Origin of the sequence: Virgibacillus sp. LDC-1, from assembly GCF_030137545.1 — a bacterium.
GTDB lineage: Bacteria > Bacillota > Bacilli > Bacillales > Amphibacillaceae > LDC-1.
Genome location: NZ_JARUVL010000001.1, coordinates 119,871 through 142,868 on the forward strand (window position 1 = coordinate 119,871; position 22,998 = coordinate 142,868).

Here is a 22,998-nt window from a genome sequence, read left to right on the forward strand (position 1 = left end):
ATGCACAAGCCTTTATGAAAAGTTGGATAGCCACGCATATCGTGTTTCGAAAAAGACACGTTCTCTAAAAAAGAGAACGCGTCTTTTGGTTAGTTTTTTTGTTTCATTCGTGCCCAGAAAATAATAGGTATTAAGAGTAGGGCTAAATAAGCACCGATGAATCCTAAGATAGCATAGCTCGAATAAGCGACAATAATACCAGAAAGAATACTTCCCGCAGAGCCCCCTAATGCAACCCATACATCGATTGAGCCTTGTGTTTTCGCGCGAGTGTGTACATTCGTTGAATCAATAATGATTGCCGTACCACTAATTAACCCGAAATTCCATCCTAGTCCTAACAATATAAGGGCAATGGTTAGCCAAAGGAGAGAATCGCCAGGTGCATAAGCTGCAAGTATGCCAGCAAGCGCAAGTGTCATCCCAGAAGCAACCGCCATCGCTGTTCGACCAATACGATCGACAAGTATTCCTGTTCCGAGCGATGGTAAGTACATTGCCGCAACATGTAGTCCAATAACTAAGCCAATCGCAGTTAATCCACTGCCATGGTTTTGCATATGGACCGGTGTCATCGTCATAATTGCTACCATGACAACATGTGATAAAACGAGAAGCATTGCGCCAACAAAGACCCCAACACGGTTAACTCGTAATTTATTCGCTTCGATTGCAGATTCCGTATTTGCTTCTATTTGGTTATGAAGTGCAATTTCTCTTGCGACAAGTAACGGATCGGGACGCAAATAAATCAAGATAGTTAAGCCCGCTAAAATGTAAGCAACCGCAGCTAATATAAAGGGACCAGCAAGTGCTGGCAATCCAATTGCGGTTGCTACTTTACCCATTGGTGTAACTAAATTTGGCCCAGCAACCGCACCAAATGTAGTAGCCACCATAGCTATACTTATCGCAGTAGCACGTTGCTTTTCACTCGCTAAGTCCGTTCCAGCATAACGCGCCATTAAATTGGAGGATGTCCCTGCACCATAAATGAATAGGGAAATAAACAAAAGAATCGGGCTGGATATGGTTGCAGCCCCAATAACCCCAATTGCACCAATTCCTCCTGTTATAAAGCCAAAAGAAAGTCCTAATCTTCTTCCTTTTCGCTGCGAAATTCCGCCGATTAAATAGGCAGCAAGTGCAGAGCCGAGGGTGAATAATGCAGCAGGCAATCCCGCAAAGCTTTCTGTTCCTAGCATATCCTGTGCCAGCAATGCTCCAACGGTAATGCCAGCAGCAAGTCCCGCTCCTCCGAAAATTTGTGACATTAGCACAATCGTTAACGTACGTTTATATAGCTTTTGTTGTGCCTCCTGTGAATGCACATATGCAGGCATCGTATTTGATTGGTTGTTTTTCATGCGGAATCCTTCTTTCTTACTACTTTTTCAAGTAGCTATGGAAGGCATATAAGAGTATTTATATACCAATAAGGGTATTATACATACAGGATAGACTTGAAGCTATCAATTTGTTTGCTGCGCGCTGACGTTGAATAGACTATGACTGGGTTTGTTCCTGTTCTTCCTTTGGCGAGCCATTATTCAAATCCGCTATTAGCCACTCAAGACGCTTTTTCTCTGCTTCTGTTAGCACATCATACCGATCTAATTCTGACTTGATGAACTCAATTGTAGGATCTGTTTCTTTTTCTTCCTTTACAAAGTAAGTCGTCAGCGAGCTCGTTAGCATACCAATAATGCCAATTCCAACCAGCATGAGAACGATAGCTACTAATCTACCAGTACTTGTTTCTGGAGAGAGGTCTCCATAGCCAACGGTTGTCGTTGTCACGATCGACCACCAGAGCCCATCTGCATACGAGTTAATGCTTGGTTCAATGTTTGTAACGAGTACAGTTGATCCAACTAGCATAAAGGCAGAAACAGTGAGTAATTTATTGAGGCCATTTGTTCTAAGGATATTTCGCATTGGCTTGAAGTATTTTTTTCCGATCGTAAAAAAACGAAGTACCCGAACAAGTCTAACCACCCGGGCAGTTTGAAAAATGCTATCAAGTGGAATTGCAGCAATGATATCAAAGGGATTTTCCCTTATATATTGCCATTTCTTCTTACTTGTAATAATGCGTACGATAACATCAATAAAAAAGACGAGCCAGACGATTTTATCAAGGATACGAATGGTATCATTATCCGACCAGAGAAAGATAACTGAAATGAATGCGAGCGTAACAAGCGTAATTTCATAGATGAGTGATAACTTCTTTGTCAATGGGATCTCCCCTTATTGCTTTGTTTTTTTCTATTATGAAGGAGCGAGACTGTTTTTTCCAGTGTAGGCTGGCTGTTTGAATTTGGGTGTTATATCACGTGGGATAAACAAAAAAACCTCCCTGGATGCTTATCCAGAGAGGAAAAAAAGGGGGGTCAATGCTACAAATGCTAACTTATGCCAGCTTACTAATTTCATTAAGCTGCATCATTACTACCTTGAAAGGGAAGGAATGGTTCCCCCTACTCGGATAACGATGGTCGCCGCATCATTGTTAACTTGATCGTTTATACTGTCGGGTGCTACTGGTTTGCCACCGATATCAGCTCCAAGGTAGTTCCATGGAATAGGAAAGCATTTTTCCATGATAGTTTGTATATAGCCAATTCAGGAGTAAATAAAACATTTCATTTGTGTTACAGAAAGCGGGGTGTCCATGAAAAAACAGCCTTCGCATGATACGAAAGCTGTTCCATGATTTTATGATCTTGAGAATTCGGCTATTTAACTACTACCTCGTATTCTTGATGCTCATGTAAATCGGCATCGTCTTTTACATGTACATTTACATGATAGGTTCCCGCTTCTTCAAAGGTATACATGCCTGTGTACTCCCCAGCATTATCAGTCATCTTGGCATCTACCCAGTCCGTATTTCCATCGAGAATAATTTCATAGCGTACCTCAGCATTTTCTAGTGGCTCACTATGCATTTGGACATGGCTCATTAATTCTGTTTCCGCTCCAGCCTTTACATCCTTTGGTTCCATGAAATGTAAACTAAATTCATTAGCACTTCCATCATCTGTGTGGGTATCATGGCTTGCTCCTTCACCAACAGTGATATTACTTGATGGCATCGTATGCTGATCCTTTGCGGTCACATGCACTTGTACGGTAAATACACCGTCTTTATCAAAGGAGGTTTTTAATGAATAGGTGCCATCTTCATTGTTTGTAGATTCCAGCTTGTAGCTTGCATCCTTTTTTCCGTCCTCCCAAAGCTCATAAACGACTTCATCCGCATCGGTTACTTTGTCATCTCCATACAATACAGTAGTTGAAATGTCTACTTCCTCATCTACATTTGCTGTTTCAGGAACATGAAGTTCAGCTGTTAGTTGCTTTAACGCCTCATCATCTGCTTCCTTCTGGCTGTTTTTATCTTCGTTTTCTCCACAAGCAGCAAGTGTAATAAGTCCAACCATTAATAAAAGTAATACGATCCATTTGCGCATCTTTTTTATCCCCCTCGTTTATATGACTGTATTTTTATCTGAACTTTGGATGCTTTAGAAGGAATCATTTATAGGTCCAATTTTTTTAAATCATCCAAAATGGTTTTCATACTTGCAGATTGCACGCCATCATATTTTTTAATTACCTCACCCTCTGGATTTACAAGGAAAAAGCTCGTTCCATGAGTGACTTGATCAGAGCCTTCAGGAGGTGCAGCTACCATGTTCTTAAAGGATTTAATCGAAAGCTCTTTAATCGTTTGAAAATCATAGCCTGTTAAGAAAGCCCAATTGCTTAAATCCGCATTATAGCCCTTCGAATAATTCTTTAATACATCCGGTGTGTCAAAATCTGGGTCAACACTAAAGGATACCAATTGAATGTTTATGTCTTCCTCTTTTGCCATTTGCTGCAGCTGTGCCATGTTTGATGTCATAGGTAGACATACAGTAGTACAATTTGTGAAAATGAAATCAGCAATCCAATACTTTCCTTCGAGATCTTTTAGGGAAAGCGGTTCATTATCTTGTGTTGTAAAGCTAAAATCGTTCACTTCCTGTGACATATTCGTTTCAATTTTTTCACCACTGCCACATGCGGCTAAAAACATCACTAACGCTAAAGCAATAAATTTTATGTATTTCATTTTAAACACCCCTTGTTTTGATTTGAATGATAATAGGTGAAACTAATCTGCTGTATCACGAGTATCGGCAACGATCGAGAGCTTGGTTGGAACGATCGAGAAAGCGGTCTAAACGATCAAGAACGTGGTTGGAACGATCGAGAATGCGCTCCAACGATCAAGAAAGCGCCTCAAACGATCAAGAAAGTGCTCCAAACGATCGAGAAAGTGCCTCAAACGATCAAGAAAGCGGTCGAAACGATCGAGAATGCGCTCCAAACGATCAAGAAAGTGGCTGAAACGATCAAGAACGCGCTTCAAACGATCGAGAAGCGGTTCAAACGATCAAGAAAGCTCCCTTAACAATCGAGCATGCATCAAATGCGCCATCTCTACTGCCTTCAACTTTTCAATCGTGATGCGGACAACCTGATCCATGTTCTTTCATTTTTTGATGAAGCCTTTCGGTCGCAGCAGTAAAATCGAATACTTGTCCCCCAAAGCCAGTCACGAATTTTTCTGCATGTTCCTGGAGCTCAAAGGTTAATACTTGTGGTTGACAGCAGTCGATTTGAACCGATGTATCCATAACATACCAGGCGCTGCCAGCACTAATCGTCGTTTGCCGCAGAAAATCATGGCAAATCGCTTGCATGACATCGCTGCCTAGTTGCTGATGTCGCAGTAACCCACAATGTGCACAGCATGCCATTTCAATTTGGTTGTCGTTGCGGATAATTCGATATGCTAAACGCTCGCAAACAGCCCGCTGACAAATAACACAAGTATTGGAGCTTTGAGTGCTGTGCGGAGACTCGTTTTCCACCTCACTCCAAGTGACCCCACCAAAGGATTTTGAAACAAATCCCTCCTCAATAAGTGGCTTTAAGTCTCGGTGAATCGTCATTTCTGAAACCTTCAATAGCTCACTTAGCTCAGAGATTTTCATGTTTTGTCGCTCTTGGATTAAATTCTTTATCCGGTTTCGACGTTCCACAGGAAGCATGTCGTTCACCTCTTTTAAATAATTTGGGAATAGCCCTTTAGAGTGGAGGTATCTTTTTTAAAAGCGCTAAGTTACAGGGCTAATTTGTATTAAAAAATCAAAATATAACAAATTAACACACATTCTAACATCAGTCTATCAGCAGTTTTTTCCAGAATCAACGGAAGGATGTGAACGAAATGTGACAAATTAGTAGCATAAATGTGTCTTATAGTGAAAATATGAATTGGGTAATTTCTTATAGAAGAAACTAGATAAAAATTAAAACGATGCTATAGTAATAGTAATCAACTTTATGGGAGGGATAATGTTGTATGTTCGAAAAAAGCCAATCGTCCTAGAAAAGCTGGAAGCAATAGTTCCACGTCTAGCACCACAGCACCCTAGTTATTCAAAAGTGGAGCATGCATTAGCAAAGGAATGGAAAGGATTTATAGGAGAAAAGAAGGTAGACTTCTTTTTACAGCAGTTGGATGATAGATTTACGATTTTAAGCGGAATTTATTTACGCGTTCATGATTCTAACTTCCAAATTGATACATTAGTCATTAGTCCTCAAGCACTCTATATTATCGAAGTGAAAAATTACAATGGAACAATTACCTTTGATACGACGCTTCAGCAATTTTTCCGCAATGATGGCTTACAAGAAAAAGGCTATCGCTACCCCATTACGCAAGCAGAACTTCAAAAATCTCACCTTGAAAATTGGCTTTTGGAACGAAGCCATGCAGAAATTCCAATTTATTATTTTATAGCCATTGCCGAACCAAGCACAATCATTCAGGTAAAGGGCGATGAGCAAGCAATCGCTAGAGTAGTTTCTCATGGAGAACATATAGCAAGCAAAATATGGGAGATAGAGCAATCTATTCAAGGAACAAATACGATTGAACAACAGAAAATAGAGCAATTAATTCGGAGTGCAAATCGTAGTCAAACTCACAATGTACTGGATAAATACATGATCAAGAAAACAGATATTCTTCCAGGAGTTGTGTGTTCGATATGTGGAAAAATAGGCATGGAACGTATTCATGGAGCATGGAAATGTCCACATTGTCAGGGGATTTCTTCTACAAATCATCTCAAGGCGATTAACGATTATCTACTATTAATTAATCACGAAATAAGTAATCAGGAATGTATGCGGTTTTTAGGGATTAAAAGTCACAGTGTAGTAACACGGTTATTGAAAGGAAGTAACTTAAGCTACAATCACACCAATCGAAAATGGATAAAGAAAAGCTGAAGTGGCTTTCATTATATCGGGATGCGGCCTATATTGATCGAGCAGTTGCTAAACTCGATCAAGAATCAGCCCAACTCGATCAAGAATCACCTCAATTCGATCAAGAATCACCTCAATTCGATCGAGAAACACCCCAATTCGATCAAGAAACACCCCAATTCGATCAAGAACCACCCCAATTCGATCAACAACCGCCCAAACTCGATCAAGAAACACCCCAATTCGATCAAGAAACACCCCAATTCGATCAAGAAACACCCCAATTCGATCAAGAAACACCCCAATTCGATCAAGAAACAGCCCATTTCGATCAAGAATCACCTCAATTCGATCAACAACCGCCGAAACTCGAAAAGCCAATTGAGAATTCTGATTCAAGTGGCAACACAATGCTTGGTCCTGATGAAGGAACGAATAGGGAAGAAGGTTTTCCAGAAAAGCCGAAATACATGGTAGAACCTGCAGATTATGTAACATATACGTATGACGCTGTAGGCAATAGCTTGACAGAAGAAGTCGACGGTGAAATTAAGAAATACTATTACAACGAAAATAATCAATTAACAAAAACAGATGACCGCACCTTGAAATATGATGCGAATGGTAACGTCATTGAAGAAACCAGTTTGTTTGAACAAAGATCCTATACGTACGATGCTGCAAATCGCATTCGTGCAGTGATGTTCGGGGATGATAGCTATGTTACGTATGGTTATGATGCTCTTGATCGCAAAGTATATCGTGAAAGTGGCATGTGGCGTTCACTTGGAAAACCAAATGGGGAAGGACATCCAGGCAAAGGCCATGGGCTCAACAAAGATAACCCAGGAAAAGGTCATGGAGTTAATAAAGATAATCCAGGTAAGGGAAATGGTAAAGGAAATGGGAATGGTGTTGGAACAGACAATCATCCAGGAAAAGGAAATGCCTGGGGTTTATATAAACAGGGACAAGGCAAGAAAAAAATGGAGGTTGTGGAAACACGTTACCTTTATGAAGGATTAAGCCATCTTGTTCACAAAGAATATAGTCCGTCTGGTTCACCATATGCAGAATATTATATTGGTGCGAACAATCGAATTGTGTCACAAAAGATGTTTGGTTACCATGGACGCAGCATCCCAGGCCATGATCCAACAATGAAAACTACTGGAGGCTTGATGTACTATCATTATGATGGGATGTCAACCGTAAGTGAATTGACTGATCGGCATGGTGCAGAAATTCAAAGCTATCGCTATGACGTATTTGGTGGGCTTGTAAATGGAATAACTGCACCATTTAATACGAATAGTTATACAGGTCATAGCTATGACCAAGATGTCGGTTTAATTGATATGCGAGCGCGTATGTATGATCCATCAACAGCTAGATTTTTACAAGAGGATACGTATGCAGGAGAGCTCAATACGCCATTAACACAGAATCGTTATTCGTATGTGATGAATAATCCGGTCAATTATTGGGATCCAACTGGGCGGGTTGCTGAAAATTTTGATACATCAGGAATTCCGGATTGGGTAAAAGCTCGTCAGGATAATTTCGAAACTAATCGAGACAATCAAACTAGAATGAGCGAGGAGTCTTGGACTTATCAAAATTATGAAAGGACTTATGGTTCAGACGTACGAAAACAAGTCACGGATAATCAAAGATACTTAACAGTTTATTATGAAATTGATGCAAGGGATACATGGTATTATGATTATACGAAGACGTTGTATAGACTCTATCCAGACGGAACGATTGATTTTGGTTCAAAAATAGTTGCGAACGATGAATCTGTGCAATATGTAGCCGAAGGAATAGTGAGTTGGGAAGAAAGCATTTCGGCTTCTGCAATCGCAAAGGGGAACCAAGCATTTCTATCTAAACATTATAAGATACCAGAAAATGCAACGTTTAACACGTTTTATACATGGGCCAAGGGGTCCTACAATGCGATATTCTTTGATAATCCATTAACGGTAAATGATTACCTGCAATTGATGAAAAGTGGAGAACAGAGTTTCTCAGGAATAAGACATTTGAATACAGATGCAGATCCGAATGGATTAATGTACTATGAATTTTCGGATGGTACAATCGTAAGAGAAAATCAATTTTATAAACAGCTTCCGAGAGAGGGTTTTGTTTCAGAAATTCCATTGAGTGCATCCCAACCATCTTGGGCTATCTTCTCAGATTTATGTGAATTATAATAGTTAATGAAGCCTTAGGAGATTAATTCTTTTAAGGCTTTTTTCATGGGGTGGAATGACGAATGAAAAGCACTTACAAATGATAATTCAAATAGCGACTATGCAAGAAGTTCCAAAAGCCTTTAGCGAAACAATAAAAGCCTCACTTCACGGTATGATAAAAATGGATTCCCGACCATATTATCTCACCATAGAAGGAGGCGTGTTATATGAAGAACAAGAGTATTTTAATACACTCGATTTGGAACTCACACATTGGTTAGAGGTTCCATCCTGAATTATCCTACAATTAGTAGAATCGTTTGAAGCCGTCGAAGTGTTTTTTCCAATAGTTGCTGTTTAGATTCGATTTTGTTACGCCGGTAGATGTTCCGGAGTGGATAAATTCATTGTTTCCGACATAAATTCCCATATGTGATATACCTGCTCGATAAGTACCAGAGAAGAATACGAGATCTCCGATTTGCGGTTGATTCACATAAAAGGAGCGATTATAATAGCCGTCGGTTGATAGACGATTGATGCCCATTCCAGCGTCTTTATATGCATGATAAATAAAGCCACTACAGTCAAACCCGTCAGGTGAAGAACCTGCCCATAAATATGGAGCACCGATGAGGTTCTCAGCCACACTCGTAAGCTTATTTACATTATAGCTAACGTTCGTGCTTGGTTTTTCATTTTGTCCAGTTGAACCGGTGTTCCCTGTATTGCCATTAGTAGCGCCATTACTTCCAGTTGATCCGTTCGCTGTGGAAGACCCACTACTAGAGGAAGGTTTACCATCACCAATTGTTAGCTTCTGCCCGATTAAAATGAGATCGGATTTTAGCTTGTTCCACTTTTTTAAGTTGGCGACAGTTACCCCATTACGTGCTGCGATTGCTGATAGTGTATCACCTGATTTAACAACGTAAACAGAGGAAGAGGCGACTTGCCCTTTACCAGAATTAGTAGTTCCACTGCTATTTCCACTACTTGCGTTAGAGCTAGCATTCCCTTTGTTTCCAGTATCCGTAGTAGACTTGCTGACAACGAAGACATTGCCAGGATAAATCAACGTAGAATTTAGGTTATTCAAACGCATTAATTCAGACAGTGAAATCTTATGCTTACTTGCAATTCCGCTTAGCGTATCCCCAGCTTTTACGGTATATGTAGTTGTTTTCGAAGGTGTGGGTTTTGCTGGTTGATTGTTTGGTTTATTGTTTTTGTTCGGTGTCTGATTGTCTGTAGCTGTTGTTTTGAGTAGTTGGTTCGGATAGATAAGATCACTTGTAAGGCTATTAACCTTCTTTAAGTTAGCAACACTTGTATTATATTTTTGGGCAATCGTCCACAATGAATCACCTGGCTGAACCTTGTAAGAGGCAGCCTCTGCTTCCTGTGCAGCTAACATACTGGAAGCAATCACAGCACTAGCAGTTACGGACATGTACATTTTTTTATTCGACAATGGACAAAACTCCCTTCATGTAATGTATTTCATGTATACAGAAAGTTCTATTATTATATCGGTTTTTAACAAAATTTGCTAGATTTAACCTAATTGTAGCATTGTTTTTCATAAAATATAAGTAAATCTATCTAATTTCATATTTACATAGCTTTTTCATGTGGAAAATACTATTTTTAATAAATAGTAAAATTTTACAAAAAAAATAAATTTTTGGAGGGATTTGCGTCCTCTAAGGAGAACATAATATATGACTAGTTTTATAGATTATATATTATGGGGGAGGTGAGTTCCAATATGAAGCAGCCGAAATTTTCGTTTGAGGATATCTTTGAGCAAAATAAGAATCGCGTATACTATCAATTGCACAGATTAGGAATATGGAATGATCCATGGCGAGAATATTTTCAAGAGGGAACGTTCGCGTTATGGAACGCTTATCAGAAATACCAACCAGATAAAGGCCCCTTATCCACATACTTCAACTATATTATCCGCTACCGATTAATCGACCTGCTAGAAAAAGAGGCCCGGCAAAGAGAACGTCAAGCCAAAATCACCCAGGAAGAAATCATAAACATAGATCATGGTAACCGTTATGGGAATAAGAAATATCCGCTTGTTGAAATAGCTAATGAGTCTGTTCAAGATGTCCAGTGGGAAAGAATTAAATCAATGCTTACGGACAAACAGTGGAAATGGATTGATTACTATATAATTCAAGACATGTCAGTCGAAGAAATTGCAGTTCGAGAAAATGTGCATGTAGAAGCAGTGAAAAGCTGGGGTAGAGGAGTACGAAAGAAACTTCAAAACGAAAAATGGTTAAAGGAATAAGATGATGGTCAACATTTTACATGTGAAATTCAAGCTTATCCAATAGGATTAATCACTTCATATAGCATACACGTTGCTGAGTGTGAGGAATCATTAAAAACCGGAGCCTATCCATAATGGCTTCGGTTTTTACATGTGCGGGCGAATAAAAGGAAGTACAATTATTTTGGTTAATTTTACTAATGGGCTTTTATTAAGCTACTCCCTTAAGAAAAACGTAATAAATGTCGAAAATAGAAGAAAGACGTATTGTTGAACGATGGTTTATAATAGACGTATAGCTTTAATAGAAAACAAAATGTTGAATAGAATTTTACTAGTATTAGGAGTGTGTCATACATAATGAAAAATATATTAGTAACGGGAGCAGATGGCTTTATTGGGAGCCATTTAACAGAAGAGCTTGTAAAAAAAGGGCATAAGGTAAAGGCGTTTGCTTATTATAATTCCTTTAATACGTGGGGGTGGCTAGATACACTTCCGAAAGAAATAATGAAGGAAGTCGAAGTTTTTACAGGAGATGTGCGTGATCCGAATGGAGTGAAGGAAGCGATGAAAGGGATGGATGAGGTGCATCATTTAGCAGCGCTTATCGCCATTCCATTTAGCTATCATTCACCAGATACATATGTAGATACGAATATTAAAGGGACGTTAAATGTGCTTCAGGCTGCTAGAGATCTAGAAACTTCTCGACTGCTTGTTACATCAACATCGGAAGTTTACGGGACAGCACAGTACGTTCCGATTGATGAAAAACATCCATATCAAGGACAATCGCCTTATTCTGCAACGAAAATCGGGGCAGATCGCTTGGCAGAATCTTTTTATCGTAGCTTTAATTTACCTATTACTATTGTTCGTCCGTTCAATACGTATGGACCAAGGCAATCAGCGCGTGCAGTCATTCCAACGATTATTACTCAATTGCTCGCAGGCAAAGAGGAAATTGAGCTTGGTGCGCTGTCACCGACGCGCGATTTTAATTACGTAAAAGACACGGTTAATGGATTTATCGAAATCGCAAATACAGATAAAACGATAGGCGAAGAGATTAATATTGCGACACAGCAAGAAATCTCTATTGGTCAATTAGCAGAAGAGCTTATCAAGCAAATTAATCCAAATGCCAAAATCAGCTGTGATGAAGCGCGTCTGCGTCCGGAAAATAGTGAGGTCAACAGATTACTCGGCGCTAATGAAAAGATTAAACGGATAACGAATTGGCAGCCGAATTATACATTTGAAGAAGGACTTGCTGAAACGATTACATTTTTTAGGGACAATTTAGATAAATACAAAGCTGATATTTATAACATCTAGGAGGCGACCGTAATGGGTCAAAAATATATACCGCTTTCTGTTCCGAATTTAAAGGGCAATGAGCTTGCCTATGTAACAAATGCAGTAGAAACGGAATGGGTATCAACAGGTGGCGCATATGTAGAAGAATTTGAAGAAAAAACAGCTGAATTCGTGAAAGCGAAAGGGGCAGTATCCGTACAAAATGGGACTGCCGGCTTACATTTGGCACTGTTAGCATCTGGAGTTACCGATCAGGATGAAGTCATTGTTCCGACACTAACCTTTATTGCGGCAGTGAATCCGGTGAAATATATAGGGGCAGAGCCTATTTTTATGGACTGTGATGATTCACTTTGTATGGATGCCGAAAAGCTACTGGCTTTTTGCCAAACGGAATGTAGCTTTATAGACGGAAAGCTTATTAATAAGGAGTCGAAAAAGCATATCAAGGCAATCTTAGTAGTCCATGTTTTCGGGAATATGGCGAACATGGAAAAAATCATGGAGGTTGCTCGTGAATATCAATTACAAGTAATTGAAGACGCTACAGAAGCAATTGGAACATATTATCTGAACGGGAAATATAAAGGAAAATATGCTGGTACAATTGGAAACGTTGGTGTGTATTCATTTAATGGAAATAAAATCATGACAACTGGTGGAGGTGGCATGGTAGTTTCAGATGATGAAGCACTTTTACATCGAATAAAACATCTATCAACCCAAGCCAAAAGTGATGAATTATATTATACCCACGACGAAATCGGCTTTAATTATCGGATGACAAATCTACAGGCAGCACTGGGAATAGCACAGCTAGAGCAATTAGAAGGGTTTATTCAGATGAAGCAAGAAAACTATCAGCTTTATAAAAAACATTTAGAAGAAGTTTCGGGGCTTTCTCTTTTAGAATTTCGCCCTAACATTCGCAGTAACCATTGGTTTTATGCATTACAGGTGGATGAAAATTATGCATTGAATCGAGTTGAAGTGATTCACTATCTCGCATCTGAGAACATTCAATCACGTCCTATTTGGGGCCTTATTCATGAGCAAAAGCCTTACATGGGTAGTCGAACCTATCACATACAAAAAGCAAAACAGTTTTGGAATACGATCGTAAACATTCCTTGTAGCTCTAATTTAACGAAGGAGGATGTTGCTCGAGTCATTCATTGCTTGCAACATCCAGAAAGGTGAAATCGTCATCAGTGCCAATAACAGGGAGGGGAAGCAGCTTGGATATTAAAGAATTTTTGATTGATGAAAATGCGACGATGCTAGATGCAATGGCATTATTAGATAAAGTCGCCAAGAAGGTGCTGTTCGTTGTACGGGAGGACCACTTTGTAGCAGCAATTACAGATGGGGATATCCGTAGATGGATTTTGCGGAAGGGGAATTTAGAAGCAAAGGTTTGTGATATCGCAAACTATAACCCGAAGTATATCTATGAGCATGATAAAAAGACAGCAAAAGCGTTCATGAAAAGGCATTCGATCGAGGCACTTCCCGTTTTAAATGCGGACAAGGATATTGTATCGATTATTTTTTGGAATGATGAAATTGAACATAAAAAGCGCCTCCCTGTTCCAGTTGTTGTTATGGCTGGTGGATTAGGAACGAGATTGTATCCGTATACGAAGATTTTGCCCAAGCCGCTAATCCCAATAGGCGAAATTCCAATTGCGGAGCATATCATTAATCGGTTTCACCAATATGGCAGTAAGGAGTTCTTCTTAGTTGTGAACCATAAGAAGAATATGATTAAAGCTTATTTTAATGAAATCGAAAAGGATTATGAGGTGCAGTATGCTGATGAGGACGAGCCATTAGGTACTGGTGGCGGTCTGAGCTTGTTAAAAGGAAAAATAAACGAAACGTTCATTTTGACTAATTGTGATATTTTAATTGAGGAAGATTATGAAAAAATATATGCTTACCATAAAAAAGAGGGCAACCTGATTACAATGGTCTGTTCACTAAAGCATATTCGCATTCCCTATGGTGTAATTGAAATTGGGGAAACTGGAGAAATCGAGGAAATGAAGGAAAAGCCGGAGTTTTCCTTTTTTACAAATACCGGAATGTATATTGTTGAACCGCAAGTTATTGAGGAATTACAAGCAGGTGAGGCAGTCGGTTTTCCGGATATTATTGAACGATATAAGGAAGCTGGAGAAAAAATTGGGGTGTATCCAATAAGCGAGCATGCATGGCTTGATATGGGGCAGCTCGATGAAATGGAAAAAATGAGGAAAAGGCTGGAACGAGATGAATAAACAAATGCTATTAGTCGGGGCAGGTGGACATTGTACGTCTGTCTTAGATTCCCTGCTTAGCTTAAAGCAATTTTCAAAAATAGGAATCGTCGAAAAAACGGGGAAGCATGAAAAAAGGTTGCTCGGTGTTCCTGTTGTAGGGTGTGATGCGGATCTTCCAAAGCTTTATGAGCAAGGCTATGAGTTCGCATTTGTAACGGTAGGAAGTATTGGCGATGCAGACATTCGTATGCGGTTAATGACGCTCCTAGAAGAGATCGGCTTTAAAATCCCAACGATTATTGATCCCACTGCAGTCGTGAGTCATCATGTGCAGCTTGACAAGGGCATTTATGTTGGCAAGCGAGCGGTAGTGAATGCTGGGGTGGAAATTGGCAAAGGTGCGATTATTAATACAGGAACGATTATCGAGCATGATTGCCGAGTGGGTGCTTTTTCACATATTGCTCCTGGAGCTGTTTTAAATGGTGCAGTTCACATTGGGGAAAATACCCATATTGGTGCAAACAGTACGGTCAAGCAAGAAGTGACAATTGGTTCAAATGGAATAATCGGAATGGGAAGCACGGTATTACATAACTTCGGCGATCATTTCGTTGCCTATGGAAATCCATGCAAGGAGGCGTTAAAGTGAGTGTTTTTATTATTGCTGAAGCGGGTGTGAATCATAATGGCAGTCTAGCTTTAGCGAAGCAGCTGGTTGATCAGGCAAAGGAAGCTGGTGCAGATTGTATTAAGTTTCAAACCTTTAAAGCGAAAAATATAGCCTCAAAAAATGCAAAAAAAGCTACCTATCAAAAGGAACAAACCGGAGCCGATGAAACACAGCTGCAAATGCTTGAGAATCTTGAGCTTTCCTTTGAGGAGTTTCGTGCGCTTCATGCGTATTGCCAAGCAAAAGAAATTGCGTTTCTTTCTACGGCATTTGATTTTGATAGCATCGATTTTTTAAACGAATTAAAGATGGATATTTGGAAGATTCCTTCTGGTGATATTACGAATTTGCCTTATTTAATGCAAATTGCTGCATTGAATATGCCTGTCATTCTCTCAACAGGAATGAGTACGATGGCGGAAATTGAAGCGGCCCTTCAAGTGCTTAAGCAGCATGGTGCTGGTGAGATTACGGTTTTGCATTGTACTACAGAATATCCCGCACCAATGGAGGATGTAAACTTGCTAGCAATGAAGACGATTGGCGAAGCATTTGGAGTATCAATTGGTTACTCGGATCACACCAAGGGTATTGAAATACCAATAGCTGCAGTAGCGATGGGAGCTACGGTTATTGAAAAGCATTTTACACTTGACCGGAGCATGGAAGGACCTGATCATAAGGCAAGTCTTGAACCGCATGAGCTAAAAGCAATGGTACAGGCGATTCGCAATGTTGAAAAAGCGATTGGTAATGGTGAAAAAAAACCAGCCCCTTCCGAGGAAAAGAATATTGCAGTTGCTCGAAAAAGTATTGTAGCACAGCATAACATTCAAAAAGGCGAGTTATTCTCAACAGAAAACATTACCGTAAAGCGTCCTGGAGATGGACTTAGTCCGATGAAATGGTTTGAGGTTATTGGACAAAGAGCTGCGCGAGATTTTGAAGAGGATGAGCTGATTGAGCTATGAAGACGATTTGTATATTAACAGCCACTAGAGCGGAATATGGCTTATTAAAGCCGATTATTGTAAAGCTACAAGAAGAAGCGGCATGGAATGTGCGTCTTGTTGTAACAGGTGCCCATCTATCACCTGAATTTGGTTTAACGTATAAGGAAATCGAAGAAGATGGCATTTCCATTGATGAGAAGATAGAGATGCTTGTTAGTGCAGATACGCCAGCAGCGGTTTCTAAATCAATGGGGCTAGCTATGATTAGCTTTGCTGATTATTTTGCCAGGGTACAGCCTGATATGCTGCTTGTGCTTGGTGATCGTTATGAAACATTAGCTGTTTGTATGGCTGCCATGAATGCTCGCATTCCGATTGCGCATCTTTATGGTGGGGAAACAACAGAGGGTGCTGTTGACGAATCCATTCGTCATGCGATTACAAAGCTCAGCTATTTGCATTTTACGAGTACCGAAAGCTATCGTAGGCGAGTAATTCAGCTTGGGGAAGAGCCAGATCGTGTCTTTACAGTTGGCGCTATTGGGATAGAAAATATTCTTCACCATCCATTGATGGATAAGCAAGCACTTGAGGAATCGCTTGCCTACCGTTTAGAAAAGCCGTTTGCACTTGTTACCTTTCATCCTGTTACATTAGAAAATGATGAATCTGCCAATCAGTTTCAAGCATTGCTTGACGTGTGTGCGAATTTTCCGGACATGCAGTTCATTTTCACAAAGGCAAATGCAGATACAAACGGACGGATTATTAACGAAATGATTGATGCCTATGTTACAGCACATGAACACGCAATCGCCTTTACCTCACTTGGTATGCCGCGTTATTTAAGTGCGTTAAAGCATTGTCAGCTCGTGGTTGGCAACTCATCGAGTGGCTTGTTAGAAGCGCCTTCGTTTGGAATTCCTACTGTGAATATCGGTGATCGTCAAAAAGGAAGGCTACAGGCGCCAAGTGTAATTACCTGTGAACCAACGGTCGAAGCGATTACAGAGGCAATGCATACCGCTTTATCAGCAGCCTTTAGAGAACAGGCAAAGCAGACTGTAAATCCATACGGGAATGGGCATACAAGTAATAAGATCATTGCGGTGTTAAAGGAATTTTTAATGGACGATCGCATTGATTTGAAAAAGCGATTTTATGATGTGGAAGGTGAAAATCAATGAAAGTAGCTGTTATAGGCCTAGGCTCCATGGGGAAACGAAGAATTCGTTTAATTCAAAAATACAATGAAAATATTGAAATCCTAGGAATCGATACGCGTTTAGAACGTAGGGAAGCATGTGCAAGGGAATATGATATCGAAGCCTATGAAAGCTTATCTGCATTAGGGGAAGCGCATAAGGTGGACGGGGCATTCATTTGTACGGCTCCCTTATCTCACCAAGCACTCATTCATCAATGTCTTGAGCTTGGTATGCATGTGTTCACAGAACTGAATTTGGTTGCAGATGGCTATGCAGAAAATATTGCCTTAGCCAAACAAAAGGAGCTCGTATTGTTTCAATCTTCTACTTTCCTTTATCGCGATGAAATAAAAACAATCAAGTCTTCCGTACAAGCGGTGGATGGTGCGCTTAATTATACATATCATGTTGGGCAGTATTTGCCTGATTGGCATCCGTGGGAAAGCTATCATGATTTTTTCGTCGCGAATAAACGAACAAATGGCTGTCGAGAAATCTTTGCCATTGAGCTACCATGGTTAACCGATGTTTTTGGAGAAATCGTCCATATAAATGTCGTGAAAAATAAAATTAGTACGTTAAACGTCGATTATGCAGATAATTATTTCGTTATGCTACAGCATAAGAGCGGACATAAAGGGATGCTAGCAGTTGATATTGTATCGCGAAAGGCCGTTCGTAATTTAGAGGTTTTTGGTGAGCAGCTTTATATGTCATGGAACGGTTCACCAGAGGGATTACGTCTTTATGATTATGAGCAAAAGCTTGAAGTACCAATTGAACTCCATGAAGCGGCAGAACGATTGGATAATTATAGTTCGTTTGTTGTGGAAAATGCCTATTATAATGAAATTGCTGCTTTTTTTGAGCAAATAGCGCATGGAACGGCCCCATTATACAGCATGGAGCAGGATGAAAAGATCTTAAAGGTGATTGACGAGATTGAGAATGGAAACGACGCACATGTATAAGATTGGGTTGGTTGGACTAGGGTCGATCGGTACAAGGCATTTACATAACATCGTCAGCGTGCTACAGGAAAGAAATCATGCTTTTTCGATTGATTTATTTCGTAGCGGCAAAGGAAAAGAGCTTGATGAACAGATTCAAAGGAATATCACGAATGTTTATTATTCGAGTGAGCAAGCGGCAAATGATTATGATGTCATATTCATAACAAATCCAACGCATTTGCATTTCAGTACAATTGCGCAATTTGTTCCGAAGACGAAGCACATGTTTATCGAAAAACCAGTTTTCGATCAAACGGATCTTTCGCTTGAAGCACTTTCTTTGAAAAACGACAGCATCTATTATGTTGCCTGTCCGCTTCGTTATACCGATGTCATTCAATATTTAAAGGAGTGGAGTGAGAAGGAAGGAAAGCATATTTATAGTGCGCGGGTGATTTCTTCAAGCTATCTTCCGGAATGGCGTCCTGGGGTAGATTATCGAACAACCTATAGCGCCCATAAAAATCAAGGTGGCGGCGTATCCATCGATTTGATTCATGAATGGGATTATTTGCATTATTTATTTGGGAAGCCTGAGCAGGTGTTTCATATACAGGGGACTTTTTCGCATTTAGAAATAGATAGTGATGACTTATCACTTTATATTGCGCGTTATCGGAATATGGCAGTAGAGGTACACTTAGATTATTTTGGGAGAGAGCCGATAAGAGAGGTACAGCTTTTTACGAGAGAGGATACGATTGTAGGGGACTTGCTGCAAAGTGAGGTTCGCTTCTTGAAAAGTGGAAAAACCGTCTCCTTTCATGAATCACGGAATGATTTTCAACGGAAGGAAATCGAATATTTCTTTGATGTGATCGAAGGGAAGAAGCAAAACGATAACGATATCGTGCGCGCAATGGAAACGTTAAAGATCGTAAAGGAAGGAAAAGTAACATGAATATTTTATTTACCGTTTGTGGTCGTGCTGGTTCAAAAGGAATCAAAAATAAAAATATAAAGGATTTTCTCGGCTATCCGCTCGTGTATTATACTATGGCTGCAATTGATTTGTATCAAAAGGAGCATCCGGCTTATTCATGCGATCTTGCTATTAATACAGATAGTAAGGAATTAATTGAAATGGTGCAGGACGGTTTGAATATTCCAGTCCATGTAATCGAACGGGAATCTTCTTTAGGACAAGATGATACACCAAAGGTGGCAGTCATTGAAAAAAGTCTCGAGCAAATGATGGAACAGAAGAGGCAGCATTATGATATGGTTGTCGACTTGGATATCACCTCCCCACTGCGAACGGTCGCAGACATAGAGAAGCTTATTCAGAAAAAGCTAGCTTCAGAGGCAGATGTTGTATTTTCTGTTACCGATGCAAGAAGAAATCCATATTTTAATATGGTCAAGCAAACGGAAAATGGCTATGAACGGGTCATTGCATCCAATTTTAATGCCCGACAACAAGCACCAGAAATATTCGATATGAATGCATCTTTATATGCGTATTCGCCGTCCTTTTTACAAAGTGGAAAAGGAATCTTTGACGGGATATGTGAGATTATTAAAATGAAGGATACCGCTGTTCTTGATTTAGATCATGAAGGTGATTTTGAATTGATGGAGGTTATTGCCAAGCATTTATTTGCGAAGGATAAATCATTTGGTAGAATAAGAGCCCATATTGAGCAGGTGAAGAAATAAAAGATTATGTAATAATCTACTAAAAAAGAAGCGAGGAGAAAATTCCTTGCTTCTTTTTATGATGGGAATTTAATCCTTCGCGTTTTTGTCACTTTATGTCGAAAACACTTCTTTTTCGAGGGGGTTTAATAGAAAGCGTTTTCAAATCGGTGTAAAATGAAAGTGTATTGAATACTAGAAGGAGGTTATTCCAATGGTTGCCAAGCAAACCGTTTATGTAGACAGATTTACAGATGGAATTCTTGATCCGAGTAAAGAGATGGAATACGTTGTGAAGGATGGGGGACAGATTGTCGCAAATACCGCGCCAGGCTGTTGGGGACCTATGATTACACCTGCTTTAAAGGGCGGTCATGAGGTGACAAAGCCAGTATTTGTAGAAGGAGCAGAAGTGGGGGATGCAATTGCCATCCGTATTAAGTCTATTGATGTAACATCAGTCGTGACTGCATCGGGGAATGATGAGCCGATTGATGGAAGATTTAATGGTGATCCATTTGTTGCTGCAAAATGTCCAACATGTGGAACAGTCAATCCAGAAACGGTTATTAAGGGAATTGGTGAAAAAGCAGTTCATTGCAAAACCTGTGACACGGATATTACACCTTTTATATTTACACATGCTTATTCAATTGCATTTAATGAGAAGAAATCAGTAGGTATTACATTAAATAAAGAAGCAGCAGAAAAAGTAGCTGAAAATGGAAAGCATTATATGAATACACCAGAGCATTCGATTCAGAATCCAATCGTGACATTTGCTCCGCATGGTATGCCGGGAACAATGGCTAGACTACGCCCGTTTTTAGGACAATTAGGAACAACTCCTGCACGGGCATTACCAGATTCCCATAATGCAGGTGACTTTGGCCAGTTTTTAATTGATGCTCCACATGATTATGGTATTACAAAGGAACAGCTTGAGGATCGTACAGACGGCCATATGGATATTAATCGTGTAAGAGCTGGTGCAGTGCTAATTTGTCCAGTAAAGGTTCCAGGCGGTGGCGTCTACCTTGGTGACATGCATGCCATGCAAGGAGACGGAGAAATCGCAGGGCATACTGCTGATGTAGCGGGCGTTGTTCATTTACAGGTGAATGTTTTGAAGGGCATGCAAATAAATGGACCTATCCTTCTGCCAGTTGAAGAAGACCTTCCATACCTTGCCAAGCCTTTTACAAAAGAAGAGAAAGAGCAAGCAGTTCATTTAAGTAAAGAATGGGGAGTAGCGGAGGTTGAAGAGGTGCTTCCAATATCCTTTATCGGAACTGGTGCAGATCTGAATGAAGCAACAACGAATGGTCTAGAAAGAGCGGCGGCATATTTTGATATTACCGTTCCAGAGGTAATGAATCGGGCTACCATCAATGGTTCCATTGAAATTGGACGACATCCGGGAGTTGTTACCGTGACATTTTTAGCACCGACGCGCTATTTAGAGAAAAAAGGCATCTTATCCATTGTTAAAGAACAGTACTTGTTATAAAAGGGAAAATTATTGGCTGTAAAGCATCGAACATTTTCAGATGATCTATGTGGGATAAAAAAGCAGCAATGCCTATGATGCGCATTGCTGCTTATAGTTTAAACTTAAAATCATTTTTGAGTAATAACTATAAACCTTATTTATGTGGATTCGAAGTTGGGAGTAGTGCATTTATTCTTTGTTTTTCTTCTTTTTTGTCAATGTATTCAAAAAGGCCAAGAAGATTCCCCCAAGGATCAGAAAGTGTTCCCCACTTTACAGGAACTTCTTCTCTTTGGTGTATCTTAAATTTATCAATTTCTAATATGCGTACAAGCCTTTCTCTTTCTCCTTCAATGTCGCTAACTCCTATTCGTATCGGACCGCTCTTTTCTGATGGAGTTCCTTCAGCGACTTGTAACCAGCAGCCAGGTATTATTTCCCACTCAGCAAACCCATCATGAGGGATAAAGTCAGGTGTTCTATTAAGAAAGGTTTGATACCAGTTACTTCCTCTTGTAAAATCATGTACACGTACTTGTACTGTCATCTCAAAAATCATTTTTTTCCTCCTTAAGAAATACGCTAGGAGCAATTTCCGTTCATCCTATCCGCCAACTAGAACAAAAACATTTTCATCTGGTGCTTGCATTACAGCAACATGACCGCCTAGGGAGTTAGGAAAAGGTGTGCGAATCCACTGAATATCGTGACTATCTTTTAGTGCCTCATAGGTTTGTTTTACATCGTCAACGAGGATTTCAACCTCAGCAAATTTTAATTCAGGATTGTTTTTTAGGATCAGTTCCGAATCGCCATCAGGAAACTTCATTCCAACAAGCTTCCAGCGGTTTTCATTGTCTTGAAATGTCTCCCAAGCTTTCACTAATCCGAGTGATTGATAGAATGCTTCCGATTTTTCCAAGTTATCTGTGTAAATGGCAACACATTCAATGCTTTTCCACATATCCCCTGCTCCTTATTTGAAATCAAGCTAATTAGAATTTATTCTTCATCGTTTAAACGTGCTTTTATTTCTTGAATTTGTTCAATATGTCGAGCTTCGTGTAAATGTACGAGCTCTATCCATTGATCTAGCGGCAACTTTCCAAAGAAGGGGTGCTTTACAGCAAGTTGTTTTAGGGTAGGTGTGTCCTCTATGGAAGCAAGGAAGGTCAGTAATTTTTCCCTTGATTGATTAAATAAATCTATCATTTCATCCACTGTAAATGCTTCAACAGCTGGGGCGACCACCTTTGGGGCGGAAACCTTTCGCGTTCGATCTAATATTAAATGGATGTTTTTCGGCTCTGTGTGCTCATGATTAGCTGGGCTTAATCCCCATTTGACAGCGTTTATCGTTGCCTCTTCTGTTAAAACTAAATGATGACAAACCTGTGCAACAGACCATGTATCTTCATCAGGCTGCATATTAAATTGGGTATCGCTTATAAAAGAAAATTCATTTAGAAGTTTATTTCTTGTTTCTCGTAGCTTTTCATCCAGTGCATTATTCATGAGCGATACATCCCTTCACTAGAAAATAGCATTCTTATATATATATTCTCTAAAAAGAAGCATATTCCTGCATCGATGCG

25 protein-coding genes are annotated in these 22,998 nt (G+C 39.8%); 15 read left to right on the forward strand and 10 right to left on the reverse strand.

Translation table 11 applies throughout. The features are described from left to right. Window positions 1-89: 89 nt before the first annotated feature. The 4 genes from QBK89_RS00525 to QBK89_RS00540 form a co-directional block, all read right to left on the reverse strand. The gene (locus QBK89_RS00525) at window positions 90-1,367 is read right to left on the reverse strand and encodes an MFS transporter (RefSeq protein ID WP_284139049.1); all 1,278 of its coding nucleotides are present in this window, start codon (window positions 1,365-1,367) and stop codon (window positions 90-92) included. Window positions 1,368-1,506: 139 nt separating this feature from the next. Continuing rightward, complete coding sequence (locus QBK89_RS00530) at window positions 1,507-2,241, reverse strand: potassium channel family protein (RefSeq protein ID WP_284139050.1); 735 nt, start codon at window positions 2,239-2,241, stop codon at window positions 1,507-1,509. Between the two features lie 500 nt (window positions 2,242-2,741). Beyond that, window positions 2,742-3,479, reverse strand: a complete 738-nt coding sequence (locus QBK89_RS00535) for a FixH family protein (protein ID WP_284139051.1) — start codon at window positions 3,477-3,479, stop codon at window positions 2,742-2,744. A gap of 68 nt (window positions 3,480-3,547) precedes the next feature. Continuing rightward, window positions 3,548-4,126: an SCO family protein gene (locus tag QBK89_RS00540; protein ID WP_284139052.1), complete on the reverse strand. Its 579-nt coding sequence runs from the start codon at window positions 4,124-4,126 to the stop codon at window positions 3,548-3,550. A 36-nt stretch (window positions 4,127-4,162) separates the two neighbouring features. On the opposite strand from QBK89_RS00540, the gene QBK89_RS00545 reads away from it, so the two are divergent. Then, window positions 4,163-4,468, forward strand: coding sequence for a hypothetical protein (locus QBK89_RS00545; protein WP_284139053.1), 306 nt, complete (start codon window positions 4,163-4,165; stop codon window positions 4,466-4,468). A 46-nt stretch (window positions 4,469-4,514) separates the two neighbouring features. Here the strand turns inward: QBK89_RS00545 and QBK89_RS00550 are convergent, their stop codons facing one another. Continuing rightward, window positions 4,515-5,111, reverse strand: coding sequence for a DeoR family transcriptional regulator (locus QBK89_RS00550; protein ID WP_284139054.1), 597 nt, complete (start codon window positions 5,109-5,111; stop codon window positions 4,515-4,517). Between the two features lie 307 nt (window positions 5,112-5,418). On the opposite strand from QBK89_RS00550, the gene QBK89_RS00555 reads away from it, so the two are divergent. Beyond that, window positions 5,419-6,363 (forward strand): nuclease-related domain-containing protein, encoded by a 945-nt coding sequence (locus QBK89_RS00555; RefSeq protein ID WP_284139055.1) that lies wholly within the window; start codon window positions 5,419-5,421, stop codon window positions 6,361-6,363. Window positions 6,364-6,411: 48 nt separating this feature from the next. Here QBK89_RS00555 and QBK89_RS00560 read toward each other — a convergent pair whose 3' ends face one another. Continuing rightward, on the reverse strand, window positions 6,412-6,741 hold the full coding sequence (locus tag QBK89_RS00560; RefSeq protein WP_284139056.1) for a hypothetical protein: 330 nt from the start codon (window positions 6,739-6,741) through the stop codon (window positions 6,412-6,414). A gap of 11 nt (window positions 6,742-6,752) precedes the next feature. On the opposite strand from QBK89_RS00560, the gene QBK89_RS00565 reads away from it, so the two are divergent. Together QBK89_RS00565 and QBK89_RS00570 are read left to right on the forward strand one after the other, a co-directional pair. After that, window positions 6,753-8,564 carry an RHS repeat-associated core domain-containing protein gene (locus tag QBK89_RS00565; RefSeq protein WP_284139057.1) on the forward strand — a complete coding sequence of 604 codons (1,812 nt, stop codon included), beginning with the start codon at window positions 6,753-6,755 and terminating at the stop codon, window positions 8,562-8,564. A 55-nt stretch (window positions 8,565-8,619) separates the two neighbouring features. Continuing rightward, complete coding sequence (locus QBK89_RS00570) at window positions 8,620-8,841, forward strand: hypothetical protein (RefSeq protein ID WP_284139058.1); 222 nt, start codon at window positions 8,620-8,622, stop codon at window positions 8,839-8,841. Between the two features lie 12 nt (window positions 8,842-8,853). Here QBK89_RS00570 and QBK89_RS00575 read toward each other — a convergent pair whose 3' ends face one another. Beyond that, the gene (locus QBK89_RS00575; protein WP_284139059.1) at window positions 8,854-10,020 is read right to left on the reverse strand and encodes a C40 family peptidase; all 1,167 of its coding nucleotides are present in this window, start codon (window positions 10,018-10,020) and stop codon (window positions 8,854-8,856) included. Between the two features lie 297 nt (window positions 10,021-10,317). On the opposite strand from QBK89_RS00575, the gene QBK89_RS00580 reads away from it, so the two are divergent. The 11 genes from QBK89_RS00580 (at window position 10,318) to QBK89_RS00630 (ending at window position 21,421) form a co-directional block, all read left to right on the forward strand. Then, window positions 10,318-10,857: a sigma-70 family RNA polymerase sigma factor gene (locus QBK89_RS00580; protein ID WP_284139060.1), complete on the forward strand. Its 540-nt coding sequence runs from the start codon at window positions 10,318-10,320 to the stop codon at window positions 10,855-10,857. A gap of 342 nt (window positions 10,858-11,199) precedes the next feature. Further along, on the forward strand, window positions 11,200-12,180 hold the full coding sequence (locus tag QBK89_RS00585) for an NAD-dependent 4,6-dehydratase LegB (RefSeq protein ID WP_284139061.1): 981 nt from the start codon (window positions 11,200-11,202) through the stop codon (window positions 12,178-12,180). Window positions 12,181-12,192: 12 nt separating this feature from the next. Continuing rightward, complete coding sequence (locus QBK89_RS00590; protein WP_284139062.1) at window positions 12,193-13,362, forward strand: LegC family aminotransferase; 1,170 nt, start codon at window positions 12,193-12,195, stop codon at window positions 13,360-13,362. Window positions 13,363-13,400: 38 nt separating this feature from the next. Continuing rightward, window positions 13,401-14,444, forward strand: a complete 1,044-nt coding sequence (locus QBK89_RS00595; RefSeq protein WP_284139063.1) for a sugar phosphate nucleotidyltransferase — start codon at window positions 13,401-13,403, stop codon at window positions 14,442-14,444. Further along, window positions 14,437-15,078 (forward strand): acetyltransferase, encoded by a 642-nt coding sequence (locus QBK89_RS00600; protein ID WP_284139064.1) that lies wholly within the window; start codon window positions 14,437-14,439, stop codon window positions 15,076-15,078. Before QBK89_RS00595 ends, QBK89_RS00600 begins: the two co-directional genes overlap by 8 nt. After that, a complete protein-coding gene (gene neuB / locus QBK89_RS00605; RefSeq protein WP_284139065.1) occupies window positions 15,075-16,070 on the forward strand; it encodes an N-acetylneuraminate synthase in 996 nt (331 codons plus the stop codon). The genes QBK89_RS00600 and neuB overlap by 4 nt, the downstream gene beginning before the upstream one ends. Further along, a complete protein-coding gene (gene neuC / locus QBK89_RS00610; protein WP_284139066.1) occupies window positions 16,067-17,239 on the forward strand; it encodes a UDP-N-acetylglucosamine 2-epimerase in 1,173 nt (390 codons plus the stop codon). Before neuB ends, neuC begins: the two co-directional genes overlap by 4 nt. Then, window positions 17,236-18,231, forward strand: a complete 996-nt coding sequence (locus tag QBK89_RS00615; RefSeq protein ID WP_284139067.1) for a Gfo/Idh/MocA family protein — start codon at window positions 17,236-17,238, stop codon at window positions 18,229-18,231. The genes neuC and QBK89_RS00615 overlap by 4 nt, the downstream gene beginning before the upstream one ends. After that, on the forward strand, window positions 18,209-19,174 hold the full coding sequence (locus tag QBK89_RS00620; RefSeq protein WP_284139068.1) for a Gfo/Idh/MocA family protein: 966 nt from the start codon (window positions 18,209-18,211) through the stop codon (window positions 19,172-19,174). The genes QBK89_RS00615 and QBK89_RS00620 overlap by 23 nt, the downstream gene beginning before the upstream one ends. Beyond that, the gene (locus QBK89_RS00625) at window positions 19,171-19,932 is read left to right on the forward strand and encodes an acylneuraminate cytidylyltransferase family protein (protein ID WP_284139069.1); all 762 of its coding nucleotides are present in this window, start codon (window positions 19,171-19,173) and stop codon (window positions 19,930-19,932) included. Before QBK89_RS00620 ends, QBK89_RS00625 begins: the two co-directional genes overlap by 4 nt. 193 nt (window positions 19,933-20,125) lie before the next feature. Next, the gene (locus tag QBK89_RS00630; protein WP_284139070.1) at window positions 20,126-21,421 is read left to right on the forward strand and encodes an acetamidase/formamidase family protein; all 1,296 of its coding nucleotides are present in this window, start codon (window positions 20,126-20,128) and stop codon (window positions 21,419-21,421) included. Window positions 21,422-21,557: 136 nt separating this feature from the next. On the opposite strand, the gene QBK89_RS00635 is transcribed toward QBK89_RS00630, so the two are convergent. Genes QBK89_RS00635 through QBK89_RS00645 form a run of 3 tightly spaced genes read right to left on the reverse strand, consistent with a single transcriptional unit; the run spans window position 21,558 to window position 22,918 of the window. Continuing rightward, on the reverse strand, window positions 21,558-21,962 hold the full coding sequence (locus QBK89_RS00635; protein WP_284139071.1) for a VOC family protein: 405 nt from the start codon (window positions 21,960-21,962) through the stop codon (window positions 21,558-21,560). Between the two features lie 45 nt (window positions 21,963-22,007). Beyond that, window positions 22,008-22,367 carry a VOC family protein gene (locus QBK89_RS00640; protein WP_284139072.1) on the reverse strand — a complete coding sequence of 120 codons (360 nt, stop codon included), beginning with the start codon at window positions 22,365-22,367 and terminating at the stop codon, window positions 22,008-22,010. 38 nt (window positions 22,368-22,405) lie between these two features. Next, window positions 22,406-22,918 carry a DinB family protein gene (locus tag QBK89_RS00645; protein WP_284139073.1) on the reverse strand — a complete coding sequence of 171 codons (513 nt, stop codon included), beginning with the start codon at window positions 22,916-22,918 and terminating at the stop codon, window positions 22,406-22,408. Window positions 22,919-22,998: the final 80 nt, after the last annotated feature.

Coding starts and splice junctions, on each gene's coding strand:
- QBK89_RS00525 (WP_284139049.1), bottom strand. CDS start 1,367: ATGAAAAACAACCAATCAAATACGATGCCTGCATATGTGCATTCACAG.
- QBK89_RS00535 (WP_284139051.1), bottom strand. CDS start 3,479: ATGCGCAAATGGATCGTATTACTTTTATTAATGGTTGGACTTATTACA.
- QBK89_RS00540 (WP_284139052.1), bottom strand. CDS start 4,126: ATGAAATACATAAAATTTATTGCTTTAGCGTTAGTGATGTTTTTAGCC.
- QBK89_RS00550 (WP_284139054.1), bottom strand. CDS start 5,111: ATGCTTCCTGTGGAACGTCGAAACCGGATAAAGAATTTAATCCAAGAG.
- QBK89_RS00555 (WP_284139055.1), top strand. CDS start 5,419: ATGTTGTATGTTCGAAAAAAGCCAATCGTCCTAGAAAAGCTGGAAGCA.
- QBK89_RS00565 (WP_284139057.1), top strand. CDS start 6,753: ATGCTTGGTCCTGATGAAGGAACGAATAGGGAAGAAGGTTTTCCAGAA.
- QBK89_RS00570 (WP_284139058.1), top strand. CDS start 8,620: ATGACGAATGAAAAGCACTTACAAATGATAATTCAAATAGCGACTATG.
- QBK89_RS00580 (WP_284139060.1), top strand. CDS start 10,318: ATGAAGCAGCCGAAATTTTCGTTTGAGGATATCTTTGAGCAAAATAAG.
- QBK89_RS00585 (WP_284139061.1), top strand. CDS start 11,200: ATGAAAAATATATTAGTAACGGGAGCAGATGGCTTTATTGGGAGCCAT.
- QBK89_RS00590 (WP_284139062.1), top strand. CDS start 12,193: ATGGGTCAAAAATATATACCGCTTTCTGTTCCGAATTTAAAGGGCAAT.
- QBK89_RS00600 (WP_284139064.1), top strand. CDS start 14,437: ATGAATAAACAAATGCTATTAGTCGGGGCAGGTGGACATTGTACGTCT.
- neuC (WP_284139066.1), top strand. CDS start 16,067: ATGAAGACGATTTGTATATTAACAGCCACTAGAGCGGAATATGGCTTA.
- QBK89_RS00615 (WP_284139067.1), top strand. CDS start 17,236: ATGAAAGTAGCTGTTATAGGCCTAGGCTCCATGGGGAAACGAAGAATT.
- QBK89_RS00620 (WP_284139068.1), top strand. CDS start 18,209: ATGGAAACGACGCACATGTATAAGATTGGGTTGGTTGGACTAGGGTCG.
- QBK89_RS00625 (WP_284139069.1), top strand. CDS start 19,171: ATGAATATTTTATTTACCGTTTGTGGTCGTGCTGGTTCAAAAGGAATC.
- QBK89_RS00630 (WP_284139070.1), top strand. CDS start 20,126: ATGGTTGCCAAGCAAACCGTTTATGTAGACAGATTTACAGATGGAATT.
- QBK89_RS00635 (WP_284139071.1), bottom strand. CDS start 21,962: ATGATTTTTGAGATGACAGTACAAGTACGTGTACATGATTTTACAAGA.
- QBK89_RS00640 (WP_284139072.1), bottom strand. CDS start 22,367: ATGTGGAAAAGCATTGAATGTGTTGCCATTTACACAGATAACTTGGAA.
- QBK89_RS00645 (WP_284139073.1), bottom strand. CDS start 22,918: ATGAATAATGCACTGGATGAAAAGCTACGAGAAACAAGAAATAAACTT.